This is a genomic window from Synergistaceae bacterium, assembly GCA_017540085.1.
Lineage (GTDB): Bacteria > Synergistota > Synergistia > Synergistales > Aminobacteriaceae > JAFUXM01.
The window spans coordinates 86,352-104,897 of sequence record JAFYBQ010000030.1 but is presented as its reverse complement, the minus strand read 5'-3'; the positions used below and the strand labels follow the sequence as shown (position 1 = coordinate 104,897).

Below are 18,546 nucleotides of genomic sequence, written 5' to 3'. Positions count from 1 at the left end.
AATGCCCGCTGAACTGGAGAAATCCCCCGTAACAGAAGAAGCCTCACACGCAGGTGAAAATCCCGGAGCTGAGACCCTGCCTCCTTTGCCTGAAGCTAAAGAGGTCTCAAGCCTCCTTCCTGAAGGAATGGGACTTGATATATTGCGGCAGGCGAAAATAGTCCCTCTCCGAATAGAAGACGGCGTTATGATAATCGGGGCTGTGAATTTTGACGCATACCCGAAAGCGCAGATGTTAGGCGTTGCGCTGGGATACCCTGTAGATGTTGAAATCCGAGACGAGAAGGAAATCAGCGAGCTTCTGCGGACATTGTACGACTTGCGGAGCGTTGCAGCTGATGAGGCCGCCAAGAATATCGAGGGGATAGACGACATTGACGACCTAACCCGCGAGGATGTTTTGAGCGACTCTGTTGACGTTCCTGTCATACGCCTTGTGAACGGTCTTTTTGTTGACGCATTGAGGCAGCGTGCTACAGATATTCACGTAGAACCGTATGAAGATGAGGTGTTAATCCGCTTCAGGATAGACGGAGTATTGCAGGACAGGCTGAGGCTTCCCCGCTCGAATCAGGCACCGCTGACGAGCCGAATAAAAGTCATGAGCCGAATGGACATAGCCGAACACATGTCCCCGCAGGACGGCAGAATAGGAATAACAGTAGGGGACAGGGCGGTTGATGTCCGCGTAGGGCTTGTGCCGACACAGTACGGGGAGCGCATAGCTATGAGGCTCTTAGACAAAGGACACGGATTATTGACGCTCTCAGATTTGGGCATGGAGAAGCGCGAGCGTGAAATCATGAACGAATTAATCCATCACCCTCACGGAATGATACTGTTCACCGGCCCTACAGGAAGCGGGAAGTCAACCAGCCTTTACGCTATACTTCAGGCACTCGCAAGCCCGCAGGTAAACATAATCACAGTAGAAGACCCCGTAGAATATGCCCTCCCCGGAGTAAGTCAGATACAGGTGAACGAGAAAGCCGGCGTAACATTCGCGTCAGCATTGCGCTCAATCCTGAGACAAGATCCCGACATCGTGATGATAGGAGAGATGAGAGACTTTGAGACGGCGCATATCGGCGTTCAGGCATCACTGACGGGGCATTTAGTGCTGTCAACCCTTCACACGAATGACTCAATCAGCGCGATAATCCGTCTTGTAGACATGGGAATAGAGCCGTACTTGGCCGCAAGCTGTATGATTGGCACAGTGGCGCAGAGACTTGCCCGGAGATTATGCCCTCACTGCAGGCGCGAGATTACTCCCCCGGCCATGATGCAGAAACAGGGATTGTCGCGGGCGTTTGAGCCTGTGGGGTGTTCTGAGTGTCATAATACCGGCTACCGCGGGCGCGTGGGACTTTACGAGCAGTTTGTGATAAATGAGGCTATACAGGAAGCATTTGTATCCGGCGCACCTGCTTCAAAGCTCCGTGAAATAGCGCGTGAGTCAGGGTTCAAAACGCTGTGGGAAATCGGGCTTTCCGCTGTTCAGTCCGGGCTGACTTCCCCCGATGAGCTTGCACGGGTTGCCGGAGAGGATTAGACATGCCATATTTCAGCTACACAGGATATGACGCAAAGGGCAAAACAGCAAAGGGAACAATAGAGGCCGCCTCATCAATTCAGGCTGTTGACCGCCTCACAGAACGCGGGATTGTTGTTGTTGACGTGAAAATAGCTGAGGACAAAAAGAGCGGGCGAACCGCAAAAATCAAGCTCCTTCCGTTAGACCAGCATATATTTTTCTGCCGGAGCCTTGCGTCTTACCTGAAATCGGGACTCCCGTTAGCAGACTGCCTCCGCATAATGTCTCGGCAGGCAAGAGACAGGAACATGAAGCCGGTGATGGAAAAATTGCTTGCCGAAGTTGAGGGAGGGCGCAAATTCCACACAGCATTGTCCGAGTCAGGCGCATTCCGTGAAAGTTTATGGCGCGTGGCAGAATCGGGCGAGCAGTCCGGGACGCTAATATCAGTCCTGAATGAGGCCGCTGACGAGTTCAAGCTAGAGGACGACCTGCGGCGCAAAATTCGCGGGGCTATGACGTATCCCATAGTGATGGCGGTTGTCGGAATCGGCGTTGTGTCATTCATGCTTACGTATGTTGTGCCGAAAATTTCGGAGCTTTTCGAGGACATGCACCAGACGCTGCCCCTGCCCACAAGAATATTAATCGGAATGTCGGACTTCCTCAGCGGTTACGGCCTTTGGATATTGCTTGCGCTGGCGGTGATGTTCATATGGATGAAGCGCACCGGGCGGAAAATAGTACTGCCGTTCATGCGCGGGATAACTGACCAGCTTAATTTAGCCCTCGTAATGTCCCACATAAGCACCCTGCTGAAGTCGGGAATACCGCTTGTATCAGCCCTGAAAATGGCCTCGTCAATGGACGTTCAGACTCAGAGATGGTTAGACGCTGCCGAAATGGTAAAGGCCGGACACCGTTTCGACAAAGCACTTGAGAAAATCGGAATGCCGGAGGAAACTGTAGCAGTTGTGAGAGTCGGCGAAATGGGCGGGGAGCTTGCCGAGGCACTTACGAACGTTTCCGAGCAGTCTCGCGAAATTGCACAGACAAGAATGGAAAGGCTTTCAACATTGATGGAGCCGATGATGGTTCTGATACTGGGCTTCAGCGTGGGCTTCATAGTGCTTGCGATATTAACGCCGGTATTTGACCTTGCTGGTATAGTGAGATAAATATTGACAGGAGGAATAATAATGAAAGAAAGAAAGTTAATGTTAGTGCGGCGTTCAGGATTTACGCTGATTGAAATTATGGTTGTCGTTGTAATTTTGGGACTGCTTGCGGCTCTTGTAGTTCCCAGAATCGGCCCACAGGTAGCGGAAGCACAGCGCACTACAGCGGCGACTCAGATACGCTCGCTTGAGGACGCTCTCGAAATGTACAGGATGCACAACGGCTTCTACCCCTCCACACAGCAGGGGCTTGACGCTCTCGTTACAGCACCGACAACAAGCCCAGTCCCGAAACGTTACGCGGAAGGCGGCTACCTCAAGAAAGTCCCCGATGACCCATGGGGCAATCCGTACATATACCGCAATCAGAACGGACGAATCACAATAACTAGCTACGGCCCTGACGGTGAAGAAGGCGGAGAAGGAGTCAATGCCGACATCACGAACGAGGACTAATCACAGCGGCTTCACTCTCGCGGAAATTCTCGTAGTTCTTGCGGTCATAGGAATATCAGCGTCAGTAATGCTCCCGCGGATTTCGTTTTACTTTGAGCCTTCGTCAGCAATATTACAGCGGCTGATAGAGGAAGCGTCTGACATGGCTTTGTCAGGAACGCCCGTAAGATTGTCGGTGAAGACTGAAAATATTTCCGCAAAGCGCGGAGTAATCACTGCAGAAGCCCTCATGCAGAAAGAAGTCGCAGAAGACAGCATAAGCGCGTTTCTCGGAACAGACAAAGAACGCCCCGTGATTCTCGAATGGCAGAATGTCAGCATGAAGAATATCCCCGATGATGACGGCTGGAAATTTGAGCCTGAGATAATATATTTCTACGCTGACGGCTCCTGCTCCCCCGCAAAAATCACGCAGGCAGGCAGAAATATTACGGAGAGTAACGCGGATGAATATGCGCTGACAGTTACGGGCTACTGCATGAAGATCGAAAAGAAGTAACAGAAGGCAAAAGAAAGCCGGGATTCCTTTTCGGGAGTCCCGGTTTTTTGTGGGTAATGTCTCTGCGCGGGCTAACGTTTCTTGAGGAAGATTGCGAGAAGCAGCAGGCCGCAAACCGAAAGCCCTGACTCACAGCCTCCGCTTGTGCCGCCTCCAATGCCGATTACCCCCTGAGCTATGTTGACGGTGAATGATTTTTCCGCGCTCTGTGATCCTGATACAGCCCTTACGGTGAATGATGATGTCCCCTCTGCTGTTGGTGTACCCGTAATCGCGCCCGTTGAGGAATTGAGAGTGAGTCCCGCAGGAAGTGTCCCGGAAATCACAGACCACGTTACGCCCGAAAGATTCGCCGCGAGAGTCGCCGAATATGCCGTGCCTGCTGTGCCGTCGGGAAGACTCGATGTCGTAATTGTGAGCGTTGTAACAGGTACAGGAGTTATATCTGAGATTGTGATTGTGAACTGTTTTTCCGCGCTCGCTGTGCTGTATGTCGCTCTTACGGTGAATGTTGAAGTGCCTGCGGTTATCGGAGTGCCTGAGATTACGCCCGTTGAGGAATTGAGCGATAATCCGGCAGGAAGAGTCCCGCTAATCACGCTCCAGTTTGCGCCCGTAATGCTTGCCGCGAGTGTTGCGGAGTATGCCGTGTTCAGCGTCCCTGAAGGAAGGCTCGTTGTCGTGATTGTGATTGTGGGAGTTGCGCTTACGGTGATTGAGAGCTGTTTTTCCGCTGACTGTGAGTCCTTCTCGGCCTTAACGGTGAATGTTGATGTCCCTGCCGTCGTGGGAGAGCCTGAGATTGTCCCCGATGTGCTGAGGGTGAGTCCATCGGGGAGCGAGCCTGAAATTACAGACCACGTTGCGCCAGTGAGATTAGCCGCGAGGGTCGCTGTATAGGGAGCGTTCTGTGTTGCGGCGGGGAGAGTCGCTGTTGTGATTTCGAGGGCTTCAGCAATAAAGAAGTGCCAGATGTAAACAGGTCGCCTTGAGTCCTCGTATGAACGCAGTCTCACTTGAACGTTGTAGATCTGCTCCATCGGTATAGGCTCGCTGAATGTGAATGTCCCGCTGTAGCTGTTGTTCAGCCAGTCGCCCCGGAAAATTCTGACTGCCTTTCCTGCTTCAAAGTCCCGCGACTCAATATAGAACCTGAAATCCGTCCTGTATGAGGGAGTTACAGCTGTTGAGGTGTCATTTGACGCAACAAGCCTGTAGTTTAACGCCGTCAAATTTCCGTCCGAGCTTACTGCTTCAACATACGGAACAATCCCCGCGAGCTGTTCTGCTGTAGACTTGAAATTAGGCAGTGTTGCGCTTCCGTCCATGCTCAAATCAGCCGGGAATGTCCATGATATATTTCTCCCGTTAAGCCCGGTCTCAGCTCCGCCCGTGAATGCTACAGCCTTTCCGCTGTCGTCTGTTACCTCATATTCCATAAATGTTGAGCCGATATAATTCTTGCTGCCCCCGCTTACTGACGGATGATTTACTGACGGATGTACTTTCAGGCCGAACGTCATATCCCTTCCTGACGCTACATTGTCAAGCACTGTTTTTGATGACACGCCGTCTAAAGCATCGTCTGAAACAATCGTATATCCTCCGCCGGGTATGCTGATTGTTCCCTCGTCCGTGAAATATTTTGCCTCAGCGATAATATTCTCGGCTTCAATGTACATGTCGACTTCAACAAACTTTGCGCCCCTGTAGTAAGATTTGCCGTTTATGAAACGCGCCTGTGTATCGTGAGGCCGCCAGAGGTAAATATTCGGTGTCAGCTTGTTGTCGAAGAAGTACCAGTTATAAGCCTTACTGTTGTAATCGCCGATTATCCCATCGGTGCCCCCAATCTCAGCCGCCCATATGTTTGACTCCTCTACAGGCTCATCAAATGATACAGTGCCTTCTACAGTGTCGCCGGGGTCAAAAGCCTACCATCCGCCGGACTTGGCTCCTCGCTGGTATATGTGAGAAAGTTCCAGTTTGTTCCCCATATGTTGAAAAATACGTTTGTGTAATTTTCAGCAGGGAGCGCAGTTTCAGTGTCAGAGCTTACGACTAACCTATATTTAAGCCCCGTTACCTTTGTGCCGTCGCGGACATACTCAATGTAGGGTACATACTCATTCAGCTGCTCCTGAGTCGTGCGGAAAGTTCCGAGATTCACAGCTCCGTCAAATGAAGTCATCGCAGGGAAATGGCACGAGACATCTACGCCGTTCAAGCCTGTCTCATTCTCAGGGATGAGATACACTAAATCGCCGTTATTGTCATGCATCTCGAAAATGACTGAACCGTCACGCACGTTGGTAACCTCCGTAAACGGGAATGTCATTGTATCGCCTGATACTTTCTGCATTTCGCGCCCATTCCAGAATGAATATCTCCCTCCCGAAATTGTGAGGCTTCCTGAGACTTTCGCAATCTCCTCCGTTACAGGAACTTCCGGATCCTCAAGCTCAATTGCGAACCTGAAAAACCTTGCGTTGGAATAATCCGATTTCCCGTCCGACATGTCAGCAATCGAAGCAGAACTGCCGGATAAATTCCATGTCGCCCACGCGCCCGAACATCAAAACAATAACATAATCATAGCCGCAAACTTTTTCATGTCATTCCCTCCCTCCGAAAAATTAACGGCCAAGCCCGCAATGAGCCTGACCGCTAAATTATAGCCGGAAATTTTTACTTGTTCTCAGCGTTCAAAGTCTGAGCCGCGATTCTTCCTGACACGAAAATTTCGGTGATTGCGTTCCCGCCGAGACGATTCCCGCCGTGAATGCCCCCGGTAACCTCGCCCGCCGCGTAAAGTCCCGGAATGATTCTGCCCGCTGACGTGAGTACGTGCCTTCCCTCGTCAACAACAATCCCGCCCATAGTGTGATGTGTGCTCGGTGCCATGAGGCGAATTGTCATCACCGTGTTGTCTAGGTCGTAGGTGCTGACGTTATATGAGCCGTCCGCATTCTTCTGAACGTTCCCGACAGGGCGCGAGGCTATAGCTTTTCCGACATCGGGAAACTCTGAGCCGGTCATTACAGCCTGATCATATTTGCGGATTGTCTCCTCCACAACTTTCGGATCTGCCTTCACTCCCAACTCCGCGAACAATGCGGGAAGCTCCGAGATTTTGCGCCTGTAGTAGCGTCCGGGGTAGTCGCCCGTTTCGGGGAGCTGAGTCGGCGCGGGCATCTTCTGCTCAACGTTGTAGAACTCAAGAAATACTCCCTTGCTGCCCTTGTAGTCCATTCCGTTTTTGAACTCAGCAAGCGACAGAACATCGCGCTCTGATCCCTCGTCAACAAACCTGTGTCCCGTTATCGGTGAGATCCAGCAGGCATAATTTCCCCCGCCGAACGCTAAATTTCCGTTGTCGATCCACGCAATCGGCATCATCTGAGTGAAGCCCATTCCCGTCGAGGCAGCTCCGGCTTTCTCGGCCATCGTGATTCCGTCGCCCTGAAGCGATGAGCGGTTCGTTGTCTTTGTCGACATTGTTACGTATTCCGGCGACCAGTAGACATTATCATTCACAACTTCTTTCAGGTTTGCCGCGAATCCTCCTGTCGCAACTATTACACCCTTTGCCGCGTACGCTGTAATCTCCGTGCCGTCATAGCGTTTTGCCTTCACGCCGATAACGCGCCCGCCGTCTTTGATGAGTTCGGTTGCGGTTGTTCGTAGCATGAGACGGTTTGCGGGATTGGCTTTGTACATGGCCGTGAGGGGTGCGACAAAGTATGTACCCCATCGCCCCGGGAAGCTCTCCTTTGTGCCGTCATTGTTCGTGTCAACTTCCGCGCCGATAAACTCATTCTCACGGTACCACAATGCGCCGATTAATGTCTGCTGTGTGTCCTCGTGGAAAGTTGCGCCCATTCCTTCAAGCCATTCTTTGAGACCCTGCGCCTGATTTATGAACTGGCTGACGAGATTCACATCGCCGTAAATCCATGACTTTTTGTCTGCACTCTGACGGAGTCCGCCGTAATATGTCTGGAAAATGTGAAGATTGAGAGTCGAGAACAACGCGAGCTGATTCTCAGGAGTCCCCGCGTCAAGTTTAGGCTGTGCCCATGCGAGATATTCGCGGATTTCGTCCTTCAGTGCCTTCAAGACGGGCAAATATTCAGCGTGAACACCGTGCTTTGAGAGTTCCGCCGCGTCGCCTGCTACATATTCATGTGTGTCGTAATATTTCTCGTCAAAGGGTGCTTCGTTCCAATTCAGAATCATCTTCAGCTCATTGATACAGCCGGGAACGCTTTTGACTTTGGGATACTCCTGCCCTGTGAAAGCGTAAATTCCCGTTGTAGCGTCCGGGTTTTTCGGATCCCACACAAGATAGGGCATGACAGACTGATATTGACCGCCGGAAACGAGGGTATTCCCGCCAGCCTCGGCGTTTTTCTCGATGATTAGGACTGTATTCCCGTCTTGAGCCGCCTGCGCTCCTGCCGCGACTCCTGCTCCGCCCGCGCCGATGATTACAACGTCATACGTATATTTTTCGGGCTTGCCTGCTTTGTGTTCGACTTTTGCGGACTTGAACGCGTCCATGTTCGTGCATGATGCTTTCTCTGCGGCACTGTTGACGGCGTTCCGTAATGCCCTTGTCGAGAACGTTGCGCCCGATACAGCGTCTACCCCTGAGCCGTTAGCCTCTATCATTTCGGGAATCATTATGCTGAACGCTATATCCCCTACGTGAGGAGTCTCAGTGTGTGCTGTAACCTCAAGCTCTGTCATCTTGTCGGCGGTGAATCTTGCGCGGACATGAACAGGCCCGTTATAGCCAATTGCCTCGGCGGTGTATTCTCCCGGCGTGAATGATACGGGGGCATTGTTGCTGGCTGACTCACCTTTTGCGGCTTTGAGTGCTTTGCTGACGGCCTCAACGATCCCATCGCGTGTCATTGTTGCGTTTGACACTGCGTCAATTTTTGCCTCACTTTTTCCGATGAGCTGCCCCGCGTAATTCTCGAAATTCTGTACGCCGAACGGGACTTCTTCCGGCGCGTCAATCTCTACGGCGGTGATTTTGTCCGCGTCAACAGTAACCTTCACTTTCACGGGCGATCCCTCGCTGTAGCCTTTGCCTTCTCCTTCATATGTGCCGGGCGTGAATGCACCGTAAGCACACGACGAGAGAAGCATTACACATAGAATAACGCTGAGAAATTTTTTCATGATGAATCCCTCTTTGCATTAAAATTTTTTGGATGGGAATATAATATCACGCCTGAAAATTATTGCTGACGGAAAATTTTTGTTCAGTATATCTTTCATTGACGAAACCGCGAATTTATATTAAATTATCCTCGTTTCCAGTAAAATAAAATTCACTAGAAAATTTCTCATCATCATCATCAATCTTAAAGGAGGCAAGTTTTACGCATGAGCAAAAAACTCGTAGCAGACCTCATTGTAGATTACCTCGAACGCCGGGAAGTAAGGTACATTTTCGGCCTCTGCGGTCATACAGTCATCGGAATGCTTGACGCTCTCAACCGCAACGAACAGAAGGGCGGAAAACTGCGCTACATCTCCAACAGGCATGAAGCAGTCGCCTCAACAGCCGCTGACGGTTACGCCAGAGTCACGCACAAAGCCTCGGTCGTAATGTGCCACTTAGGGCCGGGAATCACGAACGTGCTGACAGGAGTCGCAAATGCCGCATTCGATTCGATTCCGATGGTCGTATTCGCCGGAGACGTACCGAGCTACTATTACGGCAAGCACCCTCATCAGGAAGTCAACATGCACGGCGATGCTACACAGTACAGACTGCTTGAGCCAGTGTGCAAACGCTGCTGGAGAGTCGATGACGCAGAAGCCCTCCCGGACATTCTCGACAAGGCATTTAGGCTCGCGGAGTCAGGCAGACCCGGCCCGGTGTTAATCGATATGCCTATGGACATTTGGAGCCGCGAAATTGAAGAGGATCTTTTCGCCCGCACATATCAGGACAGCCACATAACAGTGAAGCCCGCGCTTGACCCGGCATGTGCTAAGGCAATCGCAAAGAGGCTCATTGAGGCAAAAGCACCCGTTATCCATGCCGGTGGCGGTGTTCTTCTCGCTCAGGCATCGGCGGAACTTGCAGCACTCGCAGAATTTCTTGACATTCCCATTTCTCGCACACTTATGGGACAGGGCTGCGTAAGCGACCTTCACCCGTTAATGATAGGTCAGACGGGATTCTGGGGACTGGCACACACTCATGAATTTACGCTTGGTGCTGATGTGATTCTTGCGCTTGGGACTCGTTTCGCTGAGGCTGACTCGTCGAGCTGGTATCAGGGCGTAACGTTCGATCCGTCAACAACAAAATTCATGCAGATCGACATTGACCCGACAGAGATCGGCAGGAATTATCCCGTTGAGATCGGAGCAATTGCAGACCTGAAATTAGCCCTCGCACAGCTTCTTGAAGCCGCAAAAGAAATCAAGCCGGAAGGAATCAAACGCGCCGGACTCCGTGAGAAAATCGCAAAGGCAAAAGAGGAGTTCAAAGCAAGCAACGTAGCAATCTCCAATGACGGAAGATTCCCGATGACCCCGCAGAGAATCCTCAAAGAGCTTAAAGGCGCAATCCCTGAAGACGCATTAATCTTCACCGATGTGGGATGGAACAAGAACGGAGTCGCACAGCAGTATGACATAACGATTCCCGGCACCGTACATCACTCATCAGGACTCGCGACAATGGGATTCGGAGCTTCAGCAGTTCTCGGAGGAAAGAAAGCCGCCCCGGATAAAATCTGCGTTGCGTTAATCGGTGATGGCGGATTCGGAGTCAATCCTACGTGCATGGCTACGGCTGTTGAAGAGGGAATCGCCTGCACATGGCTTGTCATGAACAATATGGCATTCGGGACAATTGCAGGACTTGAGAACGCCAATTATCACACGCAGTACGGGACGAAATTCCACACGCCGAACGGTGAAGCATATTCGCCGAACTGGGCAAAAGTCGCAGAGGGTTACGGAGTCGACTCAATCCGCGTAAATTCCGCCGATGAGTTAGGCCCCGCACTGAAGAAAGCTGTCGAGGCGAACAAAGCCGGAAAGCCTTTCCTTGTTGAGGCAATCATGGAGAATATCGCAGTACCTACGCCCGGCTGCTGGAACATCAACGACATCTATACCCCTGGCGACCTCGTGAAGGAAGGCAAGTTAGTCAAGAAGGACGCGAACGGAAAATACATTCCGCCGAGTCACGCGAAATCACACATCACGAAATAAGCGTGTGTTGACCCCTCCGCGACCCCTCCGTCAGCAAGCTGACACCTCCCCTTGCGCAGGGGAGGCAAGAACACGGGAGAGTCTCTCTTCCCCCCTGCCAAGGGGGGAGGGAGCGATAGCGGAAGGGGGGTGAACTTTACAGGAGGGAGCGTCAGCGGAAGAGGGGTAACAGGGCAGTAAAATTAATACCAACAATAAAAGGAGAATGCAAAAACACAATGGCACATCATGAAGTAACACCTGAAGAAATCGCAATGCTTGAAGAAATGGTGAAGAAGGCCAAAGCCGCCGCTGAAGTTATCGCGACATATGACCAGGAAAGAGTCGACCGCCTCGCCCGCGCAATCTGCGCCGCGCTCTACCCGCTCAAAGTCTGGGGGCCGATCTGCGATGAAGCTGTTGACGAAACACGACTCGGCGACAAGGTAACCAAACGCAACAAGCGCAACAAGCTGAAGCTGATTCTCCGCGACTGCCTCAGACAGAAGAGCGTCGGAATCATCGAGGAGATTCCCGAAAAAGGACTCGTGAAGTACGCAAAGCCCGTAGGAGTCATTGCCACCCTTGTTCCCACAACAAACCCCTGTGTAACGCCCGCAGGGCAGGCAATTTACGCCGTCAAAGCCCGCGACGTTCTCATCTGCTCGCCTCATCCCAGAGCGAAGAAGACAACCTGCAAGACCGTCAACATCATCCGCGACGTATTAGCCCGCGAAGGCGCGCCCGCTGACATCATTCAGGTCATTGAGGAGCCGAGCATCACATTGACGCAGGAACTGATGAAGATGGTAGACCTCGTAATCGCTACGGGAGGCCGTCCGATGGTCAGGGCTGCTTATTCGTCAGGCGTTCCGGCTTACGGCTCAGGTGCGGGGAACTCAACAGTAATCGTTGACAACACCGCCAACACGAAAGAGCGCGCATACGAGGCCGCAACGAACACGAGAATCTCAAAGTGCGCTGACTTCGGCTCAGGCTGTTCATGCGACGGAAATTTGATCGTTCATGAGGATGTCTATGACAATTTCGTAGAAGGACTCGTGAAGGAAGGCGCGTATATTCCGACATGGGAACAGGCAGAGGCAATCAAGAAAGTTATGTGGGACGAGACCGGCCACAGGCTTCCCGACACAGTAGCGATTTCAGCGCAGGCACTCGCAAAGGCAGCAGGATTTGAGATTCCCGCAGACCGCAAATTTATCGCAGTGCCCAACAACGGACAGAAGGAAGGCTTCACCATCCGCAACGCTGACGACATCAAGAAGTGCATCGGCAAGCAGCATTTCTTCAGCACCGAGAAACTTACCACACTGTTGACGCTCTTCAAGTACGGCGGAGAGTTCCAGACCGCACTCGACATAATGCAGGAAATTTTCGACAAGTCCGGCGGAAAAGGACACTCATGCGGACTCTACTCGTTCGATGACGATCATATTCACCGTCTCGGAATGTGCGCCCCCGTATCACGCTGCATGATTCGCCAGCCGAACAACCGCGGCAACGCAGGAAGCGCAACAAACGGAATGCCCCCGACAAACTCAATGGGCTGCGGCACATGGGGCGGCAACATCGTCAGCGAGAACATCACCCTCAAGCACTACATGAACACGACATGGGTAGCGCGTCCGATTCCTGAGGATATGCCCTCACTGAAGGAGCTTTTCGGCGAGTTCTACCAGGACGGAATGGACGAGGAATAATAGCCAGTCCGAAATTCACAGCAGGCCGGGAGAAATTGCCCGGTCTGTTTTTTTTTGCGCTTGTGAAAAATCTGCGTGTGTCTGCTAGAATTTCTGCATTCTCAGAAAAATTTGCGGAGGGTTGCGGAAATGCCGTTTTACTTGCCCTTGTAGTTTCCTGCTGCGTCTTTCACAATACACACGACCTTCATCGGAAGCGTTATTGTCATGTTCTCCGGGGGGTTGACCTGCGACACCCATTCGGACGACGGAATATGCCCCGCTCCCGCAGGAGGAGTAATCACGCCCACAGGGAGTCCGCCCTCGCTCCTGAGATAGTCGAACATGTCGCGGATTGTCCTGCCCCGGTAATCTTCAGGAACGTCAAACGCCGCAAAGCTATGCCCCTCGTCAGCAGAAGAAAGAATATCCCGGATGAAGGGCGATATTCCCTCGTTCTGTGTACACATGGCCGTGATATTCGCCACAAGGCTGTCGGAATATAGTATGTCATCAACATGGGCGTACCTTGCGTAGCGTTCATTGTCGGGATTATAGAGTTCCATTACCGTATAAACGTCCGGGGCTGTGTCCTCGATTGCAAGTGCCGTTAGTATTGAGTGTGAGTCGTCCTCGCCGAAATTCGGGTCCTTCAGGATAACCGCGCTCTGTGCTTTCTGTATTCCTCCGCGTATGAGAGTGTCGCGCTCTGAAGGGTTGCCCTGTATGAAGAACACGTTATTGTCTAGGTTGTCGGGTCTCTCTTTCGCGATTAATGCCGCCTGTGTGCCTGACGCTAGTAATTCCCGCAGTATGTACGCCGCTTTCGTGTTCCATCCGCAGACAAGCACATGGCCTTCAAACTTGCATGTATTTATGCCCATCATCTCCCCTATTAGCTGCTTTATTTTGCTGTTTATTATTCTTTGCAGAACCTCGGCGAAAACGACTCCAAGAATCGCCACGCCGAATATTGAAATCACGAACACTATAATTTTTCCGCTGAATGTGTGAGGATATGACGCAAATTCGCCCTGCCCTATGAGCGTGAACATTATCGTCCACAGCGAGTCCAAGTATGACCCGCGAAAATCTTTCTCAAGCCACCACACAAAAAACGCACTCCCGCAAAGAAGCCCGGCCATTACCATCAATACCGCGCCGAGCCTGTAATGCAGTTTCTGCGCGAGTGAGACTCCCCGCCTTGCACCTTTTACGGTCTTAATGAAACCTTTTGCAGACATTGCCGCCTCCCTCAGTCGAGAAAATCTTTCAGCTTCTTGCTCGGCTGTCGTAATTTGCGGAGTGCTTTGGCCTCAATCTGTCTGATTCTCTCTCTTGTTACGTTGAACTTTTTGCCGACTTCCTCAAGCGTGTACGAATGACCGTCTTCAAGCCCGAAACGGAAGTGAAGCACCTCCCTTTCACGGTCTGAGAGAGTCGACAGCATTTCTTCTATCTGTTCATGCAACAAATGACCCGCGGCGGCCTCGTCAGGACTCGGAAGCTCGTGATCCTCAATGAAATCACCGAGCTGTGAGTCTTCCTCCTCGCCTATGGGTGTCTCTAGTGATACGGGTAACTGTGATATGCGCCGAATTTCCTCGACACGGGAAGGCTCAATACCCATTTTCGCGGCTATTTCCTCGTCTGAAGGCTCACGTCCCAATTCCTGGACCAGCAATCTTGACACGCGCACCATCTTGTTTATCGTCTCTACCATGTGGACGGGGACTCGAATCGTCCGCGCCTGATCCGCAATCGCCCTCGTTATGGCCTGCCTAATCCACCATGTAGCATAGGTGCTGAACTTGAAGCCCCTGCGGTAGTCGAATTTCTCAACAGCGCGAATCAGTCCTAAATTACCCTCCTGAATCAAATCAAGAAACAGCATTCCGCGCCCGATATATTTTTTCGCTATGCTCACGACAAGCCGCAAATTTGCGTCAATGAGTCTCTTCTTGGCCTCAACGTCTCCGTTCTCCATCCTCTGCGCTAATTCTACTTCCTCTGAGGCCGTGAGCAGGGACACTTTTCCGATTTCGCGCAGGTACATCCTCACAGGGTCAGTCAGCGGAATGTCGTCAAGTTTTCCCATCTCGCTGTCTACTGTCGGGATAAATTCCTCGCGTGTATCAGTCTGGGCGGGCATCTTCCCGATTTCGGACTTGTCGACAACATCAATGCCCATCTCCTGAAGGTTCGTGAATATCCTGTCGAGCGTGTCTGCGTCCCAAGTCTCAACAGGAATATGCCGCTCTATGTCATCATGCGTAACATATCCGCGTCCGCTTCCCTCGTCTAAGAGATCCCCTACTGCGTCCCCGCTTTTCCCGCCGGAAATTTCCCCGGCTGATTCGGGATTGGCTTTGAGTTTTTCTTCCTCAGCGGGATTTTTGCCCGGCCTCTTAGGGGTTTTCCTGCTCTTTGTCTTTGTCTCTGTCTCTGCTGTATTCTCTTTCTTCTTGGCCAAATTACACACTCTCCCTCATTGTATGCTTACTGAAGCTCCCATGAACGGCGGAAAATCCTCACGCGATGAGCCGCCGACTATTTCCCTTGTCCCGTCAAGCTCAAACTCCGAAATCACCCGGCTTGCGGCTATGTCATACGGGCTGTCGTTCTCCCAGCTCATGAAAAAACGCTCATACCCGAATTTCTCAGCGTAATATGACTGCCCCGGCGAGCCTATAAAGCCCTTCACATCACTAAGAACACGCGACAGAACTTCAAGATACGCGCTCCCGTCAAAAAACGGATCATCACCCGCCACAGCTATAACTTTCGCAGTACCCTCGAATATTCCCCTGCGCCATATGGAACACGCCGTAATACCCGCGCTAAGTCCGCTCTTAGGGCCGAGGAGTCCCAGCGACAATATCACAGCACGCTCGACTTTCTCGGAATATCCCAGTATCATCAGGAAGCCGAGATTAAACGCCCCGTCAGGCTGATACCTGAAGAAATTTTCACGCGGAAGATTGCCGACACACCCCGTTTTCGGCGAGGCCATGAAGAAAAATTCGCTGTCCAAATCAATACATGACCCTGCTATGCTCTTCAGGGTTGAGTCGTAAAATCTATTGACTGATACGGGCTGATAGTCCTTCCCGAACGGAAACCACGGCGATATTTCTACGTATAGTTCAGAGTTCCAGAAAGGTAAAATCAGCTTGCTGCCTCCGATTCTTTGTCCTGCTTCTCGCGGATTACTTTCACGACGCACTCAACTAGCTGCGTTATTTCCGGCTTTGTTACCTGATAATTTGCCCCGACGCTGGCGGCCTTGTTCTTTATGTCGTTGGCCATTATTGACGAGAAGACTATTATCGGGATAGATTTCGTTTCGGGATTCTCCTTTATGCGCCTCGTGAGCGTGAGTCCGTCAAGCCGCGGCATTTCGACATCCGTAATCAGCAAATCACAGTGTTCATTCGCGCCGACAATAGCGTCATAGGCGACTTTCCCATCCGGGCAAATATGAAGGTCAGTGAAGCCGCTTGCCATTAATGCGTCCTCAACCTGCTTTCGGATAAGCGGCGAGTCCTCCGCGACAATAATATGATAGTCTCCTGGATGTCCGACTCCCTCCATCATCGCGACAGCCTTCCCTGGGTCGCCCGAATGCTGAATGACTAGCTGCGGGCTTATCGTCTGTACGATGGCTTCATAGTCGAGAAGCAATACATTCCGTGAGTCGCGCTTGATTACGTAGAGTATCCAGTCGCCTAAATATTTTCCCGTCATGCTCGCGTCAAGGTCTTCTGACTTTATGCGGTATATCCTTTCTACAGCGTCAACGACAAATCCTAACTTCACCTCGTTGAACTCCGCTATGATAACTTTGCTCTGCTCCATAGGCGTAACAGGGGGAATGCCCAGGAATATTCTCAGGTCTACCATCGGGAGAACCTCCCCGCGGACAGATGTTATTCCGATTAACGCCACAGGCGCGTCAGGAATCGAGCGCACTCCCGGCCAGCGCAGAATTTCCCGTGTCTTGTCAACGTTGATTGCGAAAGACTGATCTCCGAGAACGAACACAACTAGCTGCCATTCGTTAGTCCCGGCTTCAGTGGTTACTTTTTTGACTTCCTGCATTTGTGATTAAGCCTCTGCTTTCGGGTGAAAAATACAATGCTGACATGTCGCTATATATTATCACAATTCAGGCGGCCTTTGATGATTCGTCAACATTATATGAAGTCGGCGATCTTCTGGATTAATATTTCAGCCTCCCAAATACATAAATCACGCAAAGTATAACAAAATTCATCATGCTATAATTTCGTCAACCAATTTTCACACAATCAAAAATTACATCAACAGGAGGTCTCATAGTATCATGAGAAAAATTTTTGCGTTACTCCTCGTGCTTTGTTTCGCTTTACCTTCATTCGCCGCAGACTATCCCGCGCAGAATGTTACGGGCGTTGTTCAATGGGGCGCAGGCGGAGGAACTGACTCGCTTGTCCGTCCGCTGTCAGCAATCGCAGAACAGTATCTCGGAAAATCCATCATCATCCAGAACATGACCGGGGCAACTGGCTCAATCGCAACTCAGTATGTTTTTGACGCACCCGCTGACGGCTACACGCTCTTGATGGGAGCAGAGAACCCCGCGCTCTATGACGTTCTCGAAATCTCCGAGCTTACGTACAACAATTTCGACTGCGTTTACTTGATCGGCGATGAGGTTGTCGGAATCGTTGTCGGCAAAAATTCCCCGTACAAATCCTTCACCGAAATCATCGAGGCCGCGAAAAAAGCTCCGTGGACGCTCAAAATTTCCACGACAGGCACAGGCGGACTCCCCTGGGAGGTCGGAGCGTTCATCACTGACATAACCGGCGCAATGTTCAACCAGATTCCCTATGACAGCGACGCAAGCGCAAAAACGGCCGTCATGAACGGGGAATGTGATTTCACGGTCTGCAAAGTACAGTCAGGAGTCGAGGACTGGAAAGCCGGGGATCTCAAGTTCCTCTGCATGTTGTCGCCAAAGCCCGTACCCGTCATGCCCGACATACCGCTGGTAACGGCTGAATATCCCGATTTCGCCAAATATCTCCCCTGGGGGCCTTTCTACGGCGTTTTCGTGAAGAAGGGAACAGACCCGGCAATCACCGCGAAATTGTCGGAGGCGTTCACAAAGGCAGGGCCGCAGGAAAGCTATCAGAAAGTCTTGGCTAACTTCAACATTAATTTCTTGGGCTACAGCGGAGAAGAGGCCGCAAAATATATTTCCTCGTGGCGCGAAAACACAATCAATGCCCTGAAAAAATCCGGCGCGTTCGACTAAGCTGTGTCAAAATCTGCCCCCTGAGTCATTTCGGGGGGATTAATTTTTTGTGAAGAGGTGAAAATTTCAATGGCTGACACTGAGAAAGAATATCCCGATTTGAATCCTGCGCTTGAAGTCGACACTGATGACATGATTGTCGTTAAGGAGCATTCACTAGAGGCCGGGGAAAAAGTTTTCTCGTTCATCGTTCTTGTTTTCGGAGTGATTGCGCTGAAATTGTCGGTTGATTTGTGGTTCAGTATATCATTGAGGCGAGGCCCCCGGATAGCGTCCGCTGCGGCTGTTCCTGTGTTCGTGTCTACGCTGTGGGTGATTATGTCATTGTGGACGGTCATCGAGAACTTCAAGCTGTCGACCCCCCTGTCGAAAGTCAAAAGCACGTGGGAGAAAATCACAAAGGCAATCGCATACGCCCTCCCGCTGAATATCGTAATAATGCTTGCGCTTATTGTTGCGTACTGTGTAGCACTCGTTGAGGGAGTAAGTTTCTACATTGCGACTCCTGCGTTCCTCTACGTCTCAATGTGCTACCTTACGCGGAAAGATTACGTGAAAAATATTCTGTGGACGGGAATCGTAATGGCGTTTATTGTCGTAGTCTTCAGAATGTTATTCAGCGTCGTATTTCCGTAGAAGGAGGA

The 18,546-nt window shown here is 51.3% G+C and carries 16 protein-coding genes; 9 read left to right on the top strand and 7 right to left on the bottom strand.

From position 1 onward, the window contains the following. Position 1: 1 nt before the first annotated feature. From IKQ95_07065 to IKQ95_07050, 4 genes are read left to right on the top strand one after another with little or no spacing between them, the layout of a single operon-like run. Positions 2–1,555, top strand: a complete 1,554-nt coding sequence (locus IKQ95_07065) for a type II/IV secretion system protein (protein MBR4196451.1) — start codon at positions 2–4, stop codon at positions 1,553–1,555. A 2-nt stretch (positions 1,556–1,557) separates the two neighbouring features. Continuing rightward, entirely contained in the window at positions 1,558–2,715 is a 1,158-nt protein-coding gene (locus IKQ95_07060; GenBank protein MBR4196450.1) for a type II secretion system F family protein, read from the top strand. 21 nt (positions 2,716–2,736) lie between these two features. Next, on the top strand, positions 2,737–3,171 hold the full coding sequence (gene gspG, locus IKQ95_07055) for a type II secretion system major pseudopilin GspG (GenBank protein ID MBR4196449.1): 435 nt from the start codon (positions 2,737–2,739) through the stop codon (positions 3,169–3,171). Then, positions 3,146–3,670, top strand: a complete 525-nt coding sequence (locus tag IKQ95_07050; protein ID MBR4196448.1) for a type II secretion system protein — start codon at positions 3,146–3,148, stop codon at positions 3,668–3,670. The genes gspG and IKQ95_07050 overlap by 26 nt, the downstream gene beginning before the upstream one ends. A 71-nt stretch (positions 3,671–3,741) precedes the next feature. Here IKQ95_07050 and IKQ95_07045 read toward each other — a convergent pair whose 3' ends face one another. Continuing rightward, positions 3,742–5,352 carry a putative Ig domain-containing protein gene (locus IKQ95_07045; GenBank protein ID MBR4196447.1) on the bottom strand — a complete coding sequence of 537 codons (1,611 nt, stop codon included), beginning with the start codon at positions 5,350–5,352 and terminating at the stop codon, positions 3,742–3,744. A 227-nt stretch (positions 5,353–5,579) separates the two neighbouring features. After that, a complete protein-coding gene (locus IKQ95_07040) occupies positions 5,580–6,188 on the bottom strand; it encodes a hypothetical protein (protein MBR4196446.1) in 609 nt (202 codons plus the stop codon). On the opposite strand from IKQ95_07040, the gene IKQ95_07035 reads away from it, so the two are divergent. Then, positions 6,187–6,348 (top strand): hypothetical protein, encoded by a 162-nt coding sequence (locus tag IKQ95_07035; protein MBR4196445.1) that lies wholly within the window; start codon positions 6,187–6,189, stop codon positions 6,346–6,348. The two genes, IKQ95_07040 and IKQ95_07035, sit on opposite strands and share 2 nt — an antisense overlap. Positions 6,349–6,358: 10 nt before the next feature. On the opposite strand, the gene IKQ95_07030 is transcribed toward IKQ95_07035, so the two are convergent. After that, positions 6,359–8,863: an FAD-dependent oxidoreductase gene (locus tag IKQ95_07030; GenBank protein MBR4196444.1), complete on the bottom strand. Its 2,505-nt coding sequence runs from the start codon at positions 8,861–8,863 to the stop codon at positions 6,359–6,361. Positions 8,864–9,070: 207 nt separating this feature from the next. Between IKQ95_07030 and IKQ95_07025 the strand changes: the two genes are divergently transcribed. Next, a complete protein-coding gene (locus IKQ95_07025; GenBank protein MBR4196443.1) occupies positions 9,071–10,921 on the top strand; it encodes a thiamine pyrophosphate-binding protein in 1,851 nt (616 codons plus the stop codon). A gap of 218 nt (positions 10,922–11,139) precedes the next feature. Beyond that, the gene (locus tag IKQ95_07020; protein ID MBR4196442.1) at positions 11,140–12,621 is read left to right on the top strand and encodes an aldehyde dehydrogenase family protein; all 1,482 of its coding nucleotides are present in this window, start codon (positions 11,140–11,142) and stop codon (positions 12,619–12,621) included. Between the two features lie 137 nt (positions 12,622–12,758). Here the strand turns inward: IKQ95_07020 and IKQ95_07015 are convergent, their stop codons facing one another. The 4 genes from IKQ95_07015 to IKQ95_07000 form a co-directional block, all read right to left on the bottom strand. Further along, entirely contained in the window at positions 12,759–13,844 is a 1,086-nt protein-coding gene (locus IKQ95_07015; protein MBR4196441.1) for an NAD-binding protein, read from the bottom strand. Between the two features lie 11 nt (positions 13,845–13,855). Continuing rightward, positions 13,856–14,944 carry an RNA polymerase sigma factor RpoD gene (gene rpoD, locus IKQ95_07010; GenBank protein ID MBR4196440.1) on the bottom strand — a complete coding sequence of 363 codons (1,089 nt, stop codon included), beginning with the start codon at positions 14,942–14,944 and terminating at the stop codon, positions 13,856–13,858. A gap of 144 nt (positions 14,945–15,088) precedes the next feature. Next, on the bottom strand, positions 15,089–15,826 hold the full coding sequence (locus tag IKQ95_07005) for a hypothetical protein (GenBank protein MBR4196439.1): 738 nt from the start codon (positions 15,824–15,826) through the stop codon (positions 15,089–15,091). After that, the gene (locus IKQ95_07000; GenBank protein MBR4196438.1) at positions 15,769–16,701 is read right to left on the bottom strand and encodes a chemotaxis protein CheV; all 933 of its coding nucleotides are present in this window, start codon (positions 16,699–16,701) and stop codon (positions 15,769–15,771) included. The genes IKQ95_07005 and IKQ95_07000 overlap by 58 nt, the downstream gene beginning before the upstream one ends. 244 nt (positions 16,702–16,945) lie before the next feature. Here IKQ95_07000 and IKQ95_06995 point away from each other — a divergent pair, with 244 nt between their 5' ends. After that, entirely contained in the window at positions 16,946–17,902 is a 957-nt protein-coding gene (locus IKQ95_06995; GenBank protein MBR4196437.1) for a tripartite tricarboxylate transporter substrate binding protein, read from the top strand. A gap of 69 nt (positions 17,903–17,971) precedes the next feature. Further along, entirely contained in the window at positions 17,972–18,538 is a 567-nt protein-coding gene (locus IKQ95_06990; protein ID MBR4196436.1) for a tripartite tricarboxylate transporter TctB family protein, read from the top strand. Positions 18,539–18,546 lie beyond the last annotated feature (8 nt).

What these genes read in the sequence shown, in the direction of transcription:
- IKQ95_06995 (MBR4196437.1), top strand. Translation starts at nt 16,946, where the DNA reads ATGAGAAAAATTTTTGCGTTACTCCTCGTGCTTTGTTTCGCTTTACCT.
- IKQ95_06990 (MBR4196436.1), top strand. Translation starts at nt 17,972, where the DNA reads ATGGCTGACACTGAGAAAGAATATCCCGATTTGAATCCTGCGCTTGAA.
- IKQ95_07040 (MBR4196446.1), bottom strand. Translation starts at nt 6,188, where the DNA reads ATGTCGGACGGGAAATCGGATTATTCCAACGCAAGGTTTTTCAGGTTC.
- IKQ95_07065 (MBR4196451.1), top strand. Translation starts at nt 2, where the DNA reads ATGCCCGCTGAACTGGAGAAATCCCCCGTAACAGAAGAAGCCTCACAC.
- IKQ95_07020 (MBR4196442.1), top strand. Translation starts at nt 11,140, where the DNA reads ATGGCACATCATGAAGTAACACCTGAAGAAATCGCAATGCTTGAAGAA.
- IKQ95_07015 (MBR4196441.1), bottom strand. Translation starts at nt 13,844, where the DNA reads ATGTCTGCAAAAGGTTTCATTAAGACCGTAAAAGGTGCAAGGCGGGGA.
- IKQ95_07045 (MBR4196447.1), bottom strand. Translation starts at nt 5,352, where the DNA reads ATGTACATTGAAGCCGAGAATATTATCGCTGAGGCAAAATATTTCACG.
- gspG (MBR4196449.1), top strand. Translation starts at nt 2,737, where the DNA reads ATGAAAGAAAGAAAGTTAATGTTAGTGCGGCGTTCAGGATTTACGCTG.
- IKQ95_07030 (MBR4196444.1), bottom strand. Translation starts at nt 8,863, where the DNA reads ATGAAAAAATTTCTCAGCGTTATTCTATGTGTAATGCTTCTCTCGTCG.
- IKQ95_07035 (MBR4196445.1), top strand. Translation starts at nt 6,187, where the DNA reads ATGTCAGCAATCGAAGCAGAACTGCCGGATAAATTCCATGTCGCCCAC.
- IKQ95_07025 (MBR4196443.1), top strand. Translation starts at nt 9,071, where the DNA reads ATGAGCAAAAAACTCGTAGCAGACCTCATTGTAGATTACCTCGAACGC.
- IKQ95_07000 (MBR4196438.1), bottom strand. Translation starts at nt 16,701, where the DNA reads ATGCAGGAAGTCAAAAAAGTAACCACTGAAGCCGGGACTAACGAATGG.
- IKQ95_07060 (MBR4196450.1), top strand. Translation starts at nt 1,558, where the DNA reads ATGCCATATTTCAGCTACACAGGATATGACGCAAAGGGCAAAACAGCA.
- IKQ95_07050 (MBR4196448.1), top strand. Translation starts at nt 3,146, where the DNA reads ATGCCGACATCACGAACGAGGACTAATCACAGCGGCTTCACTCTCGCG.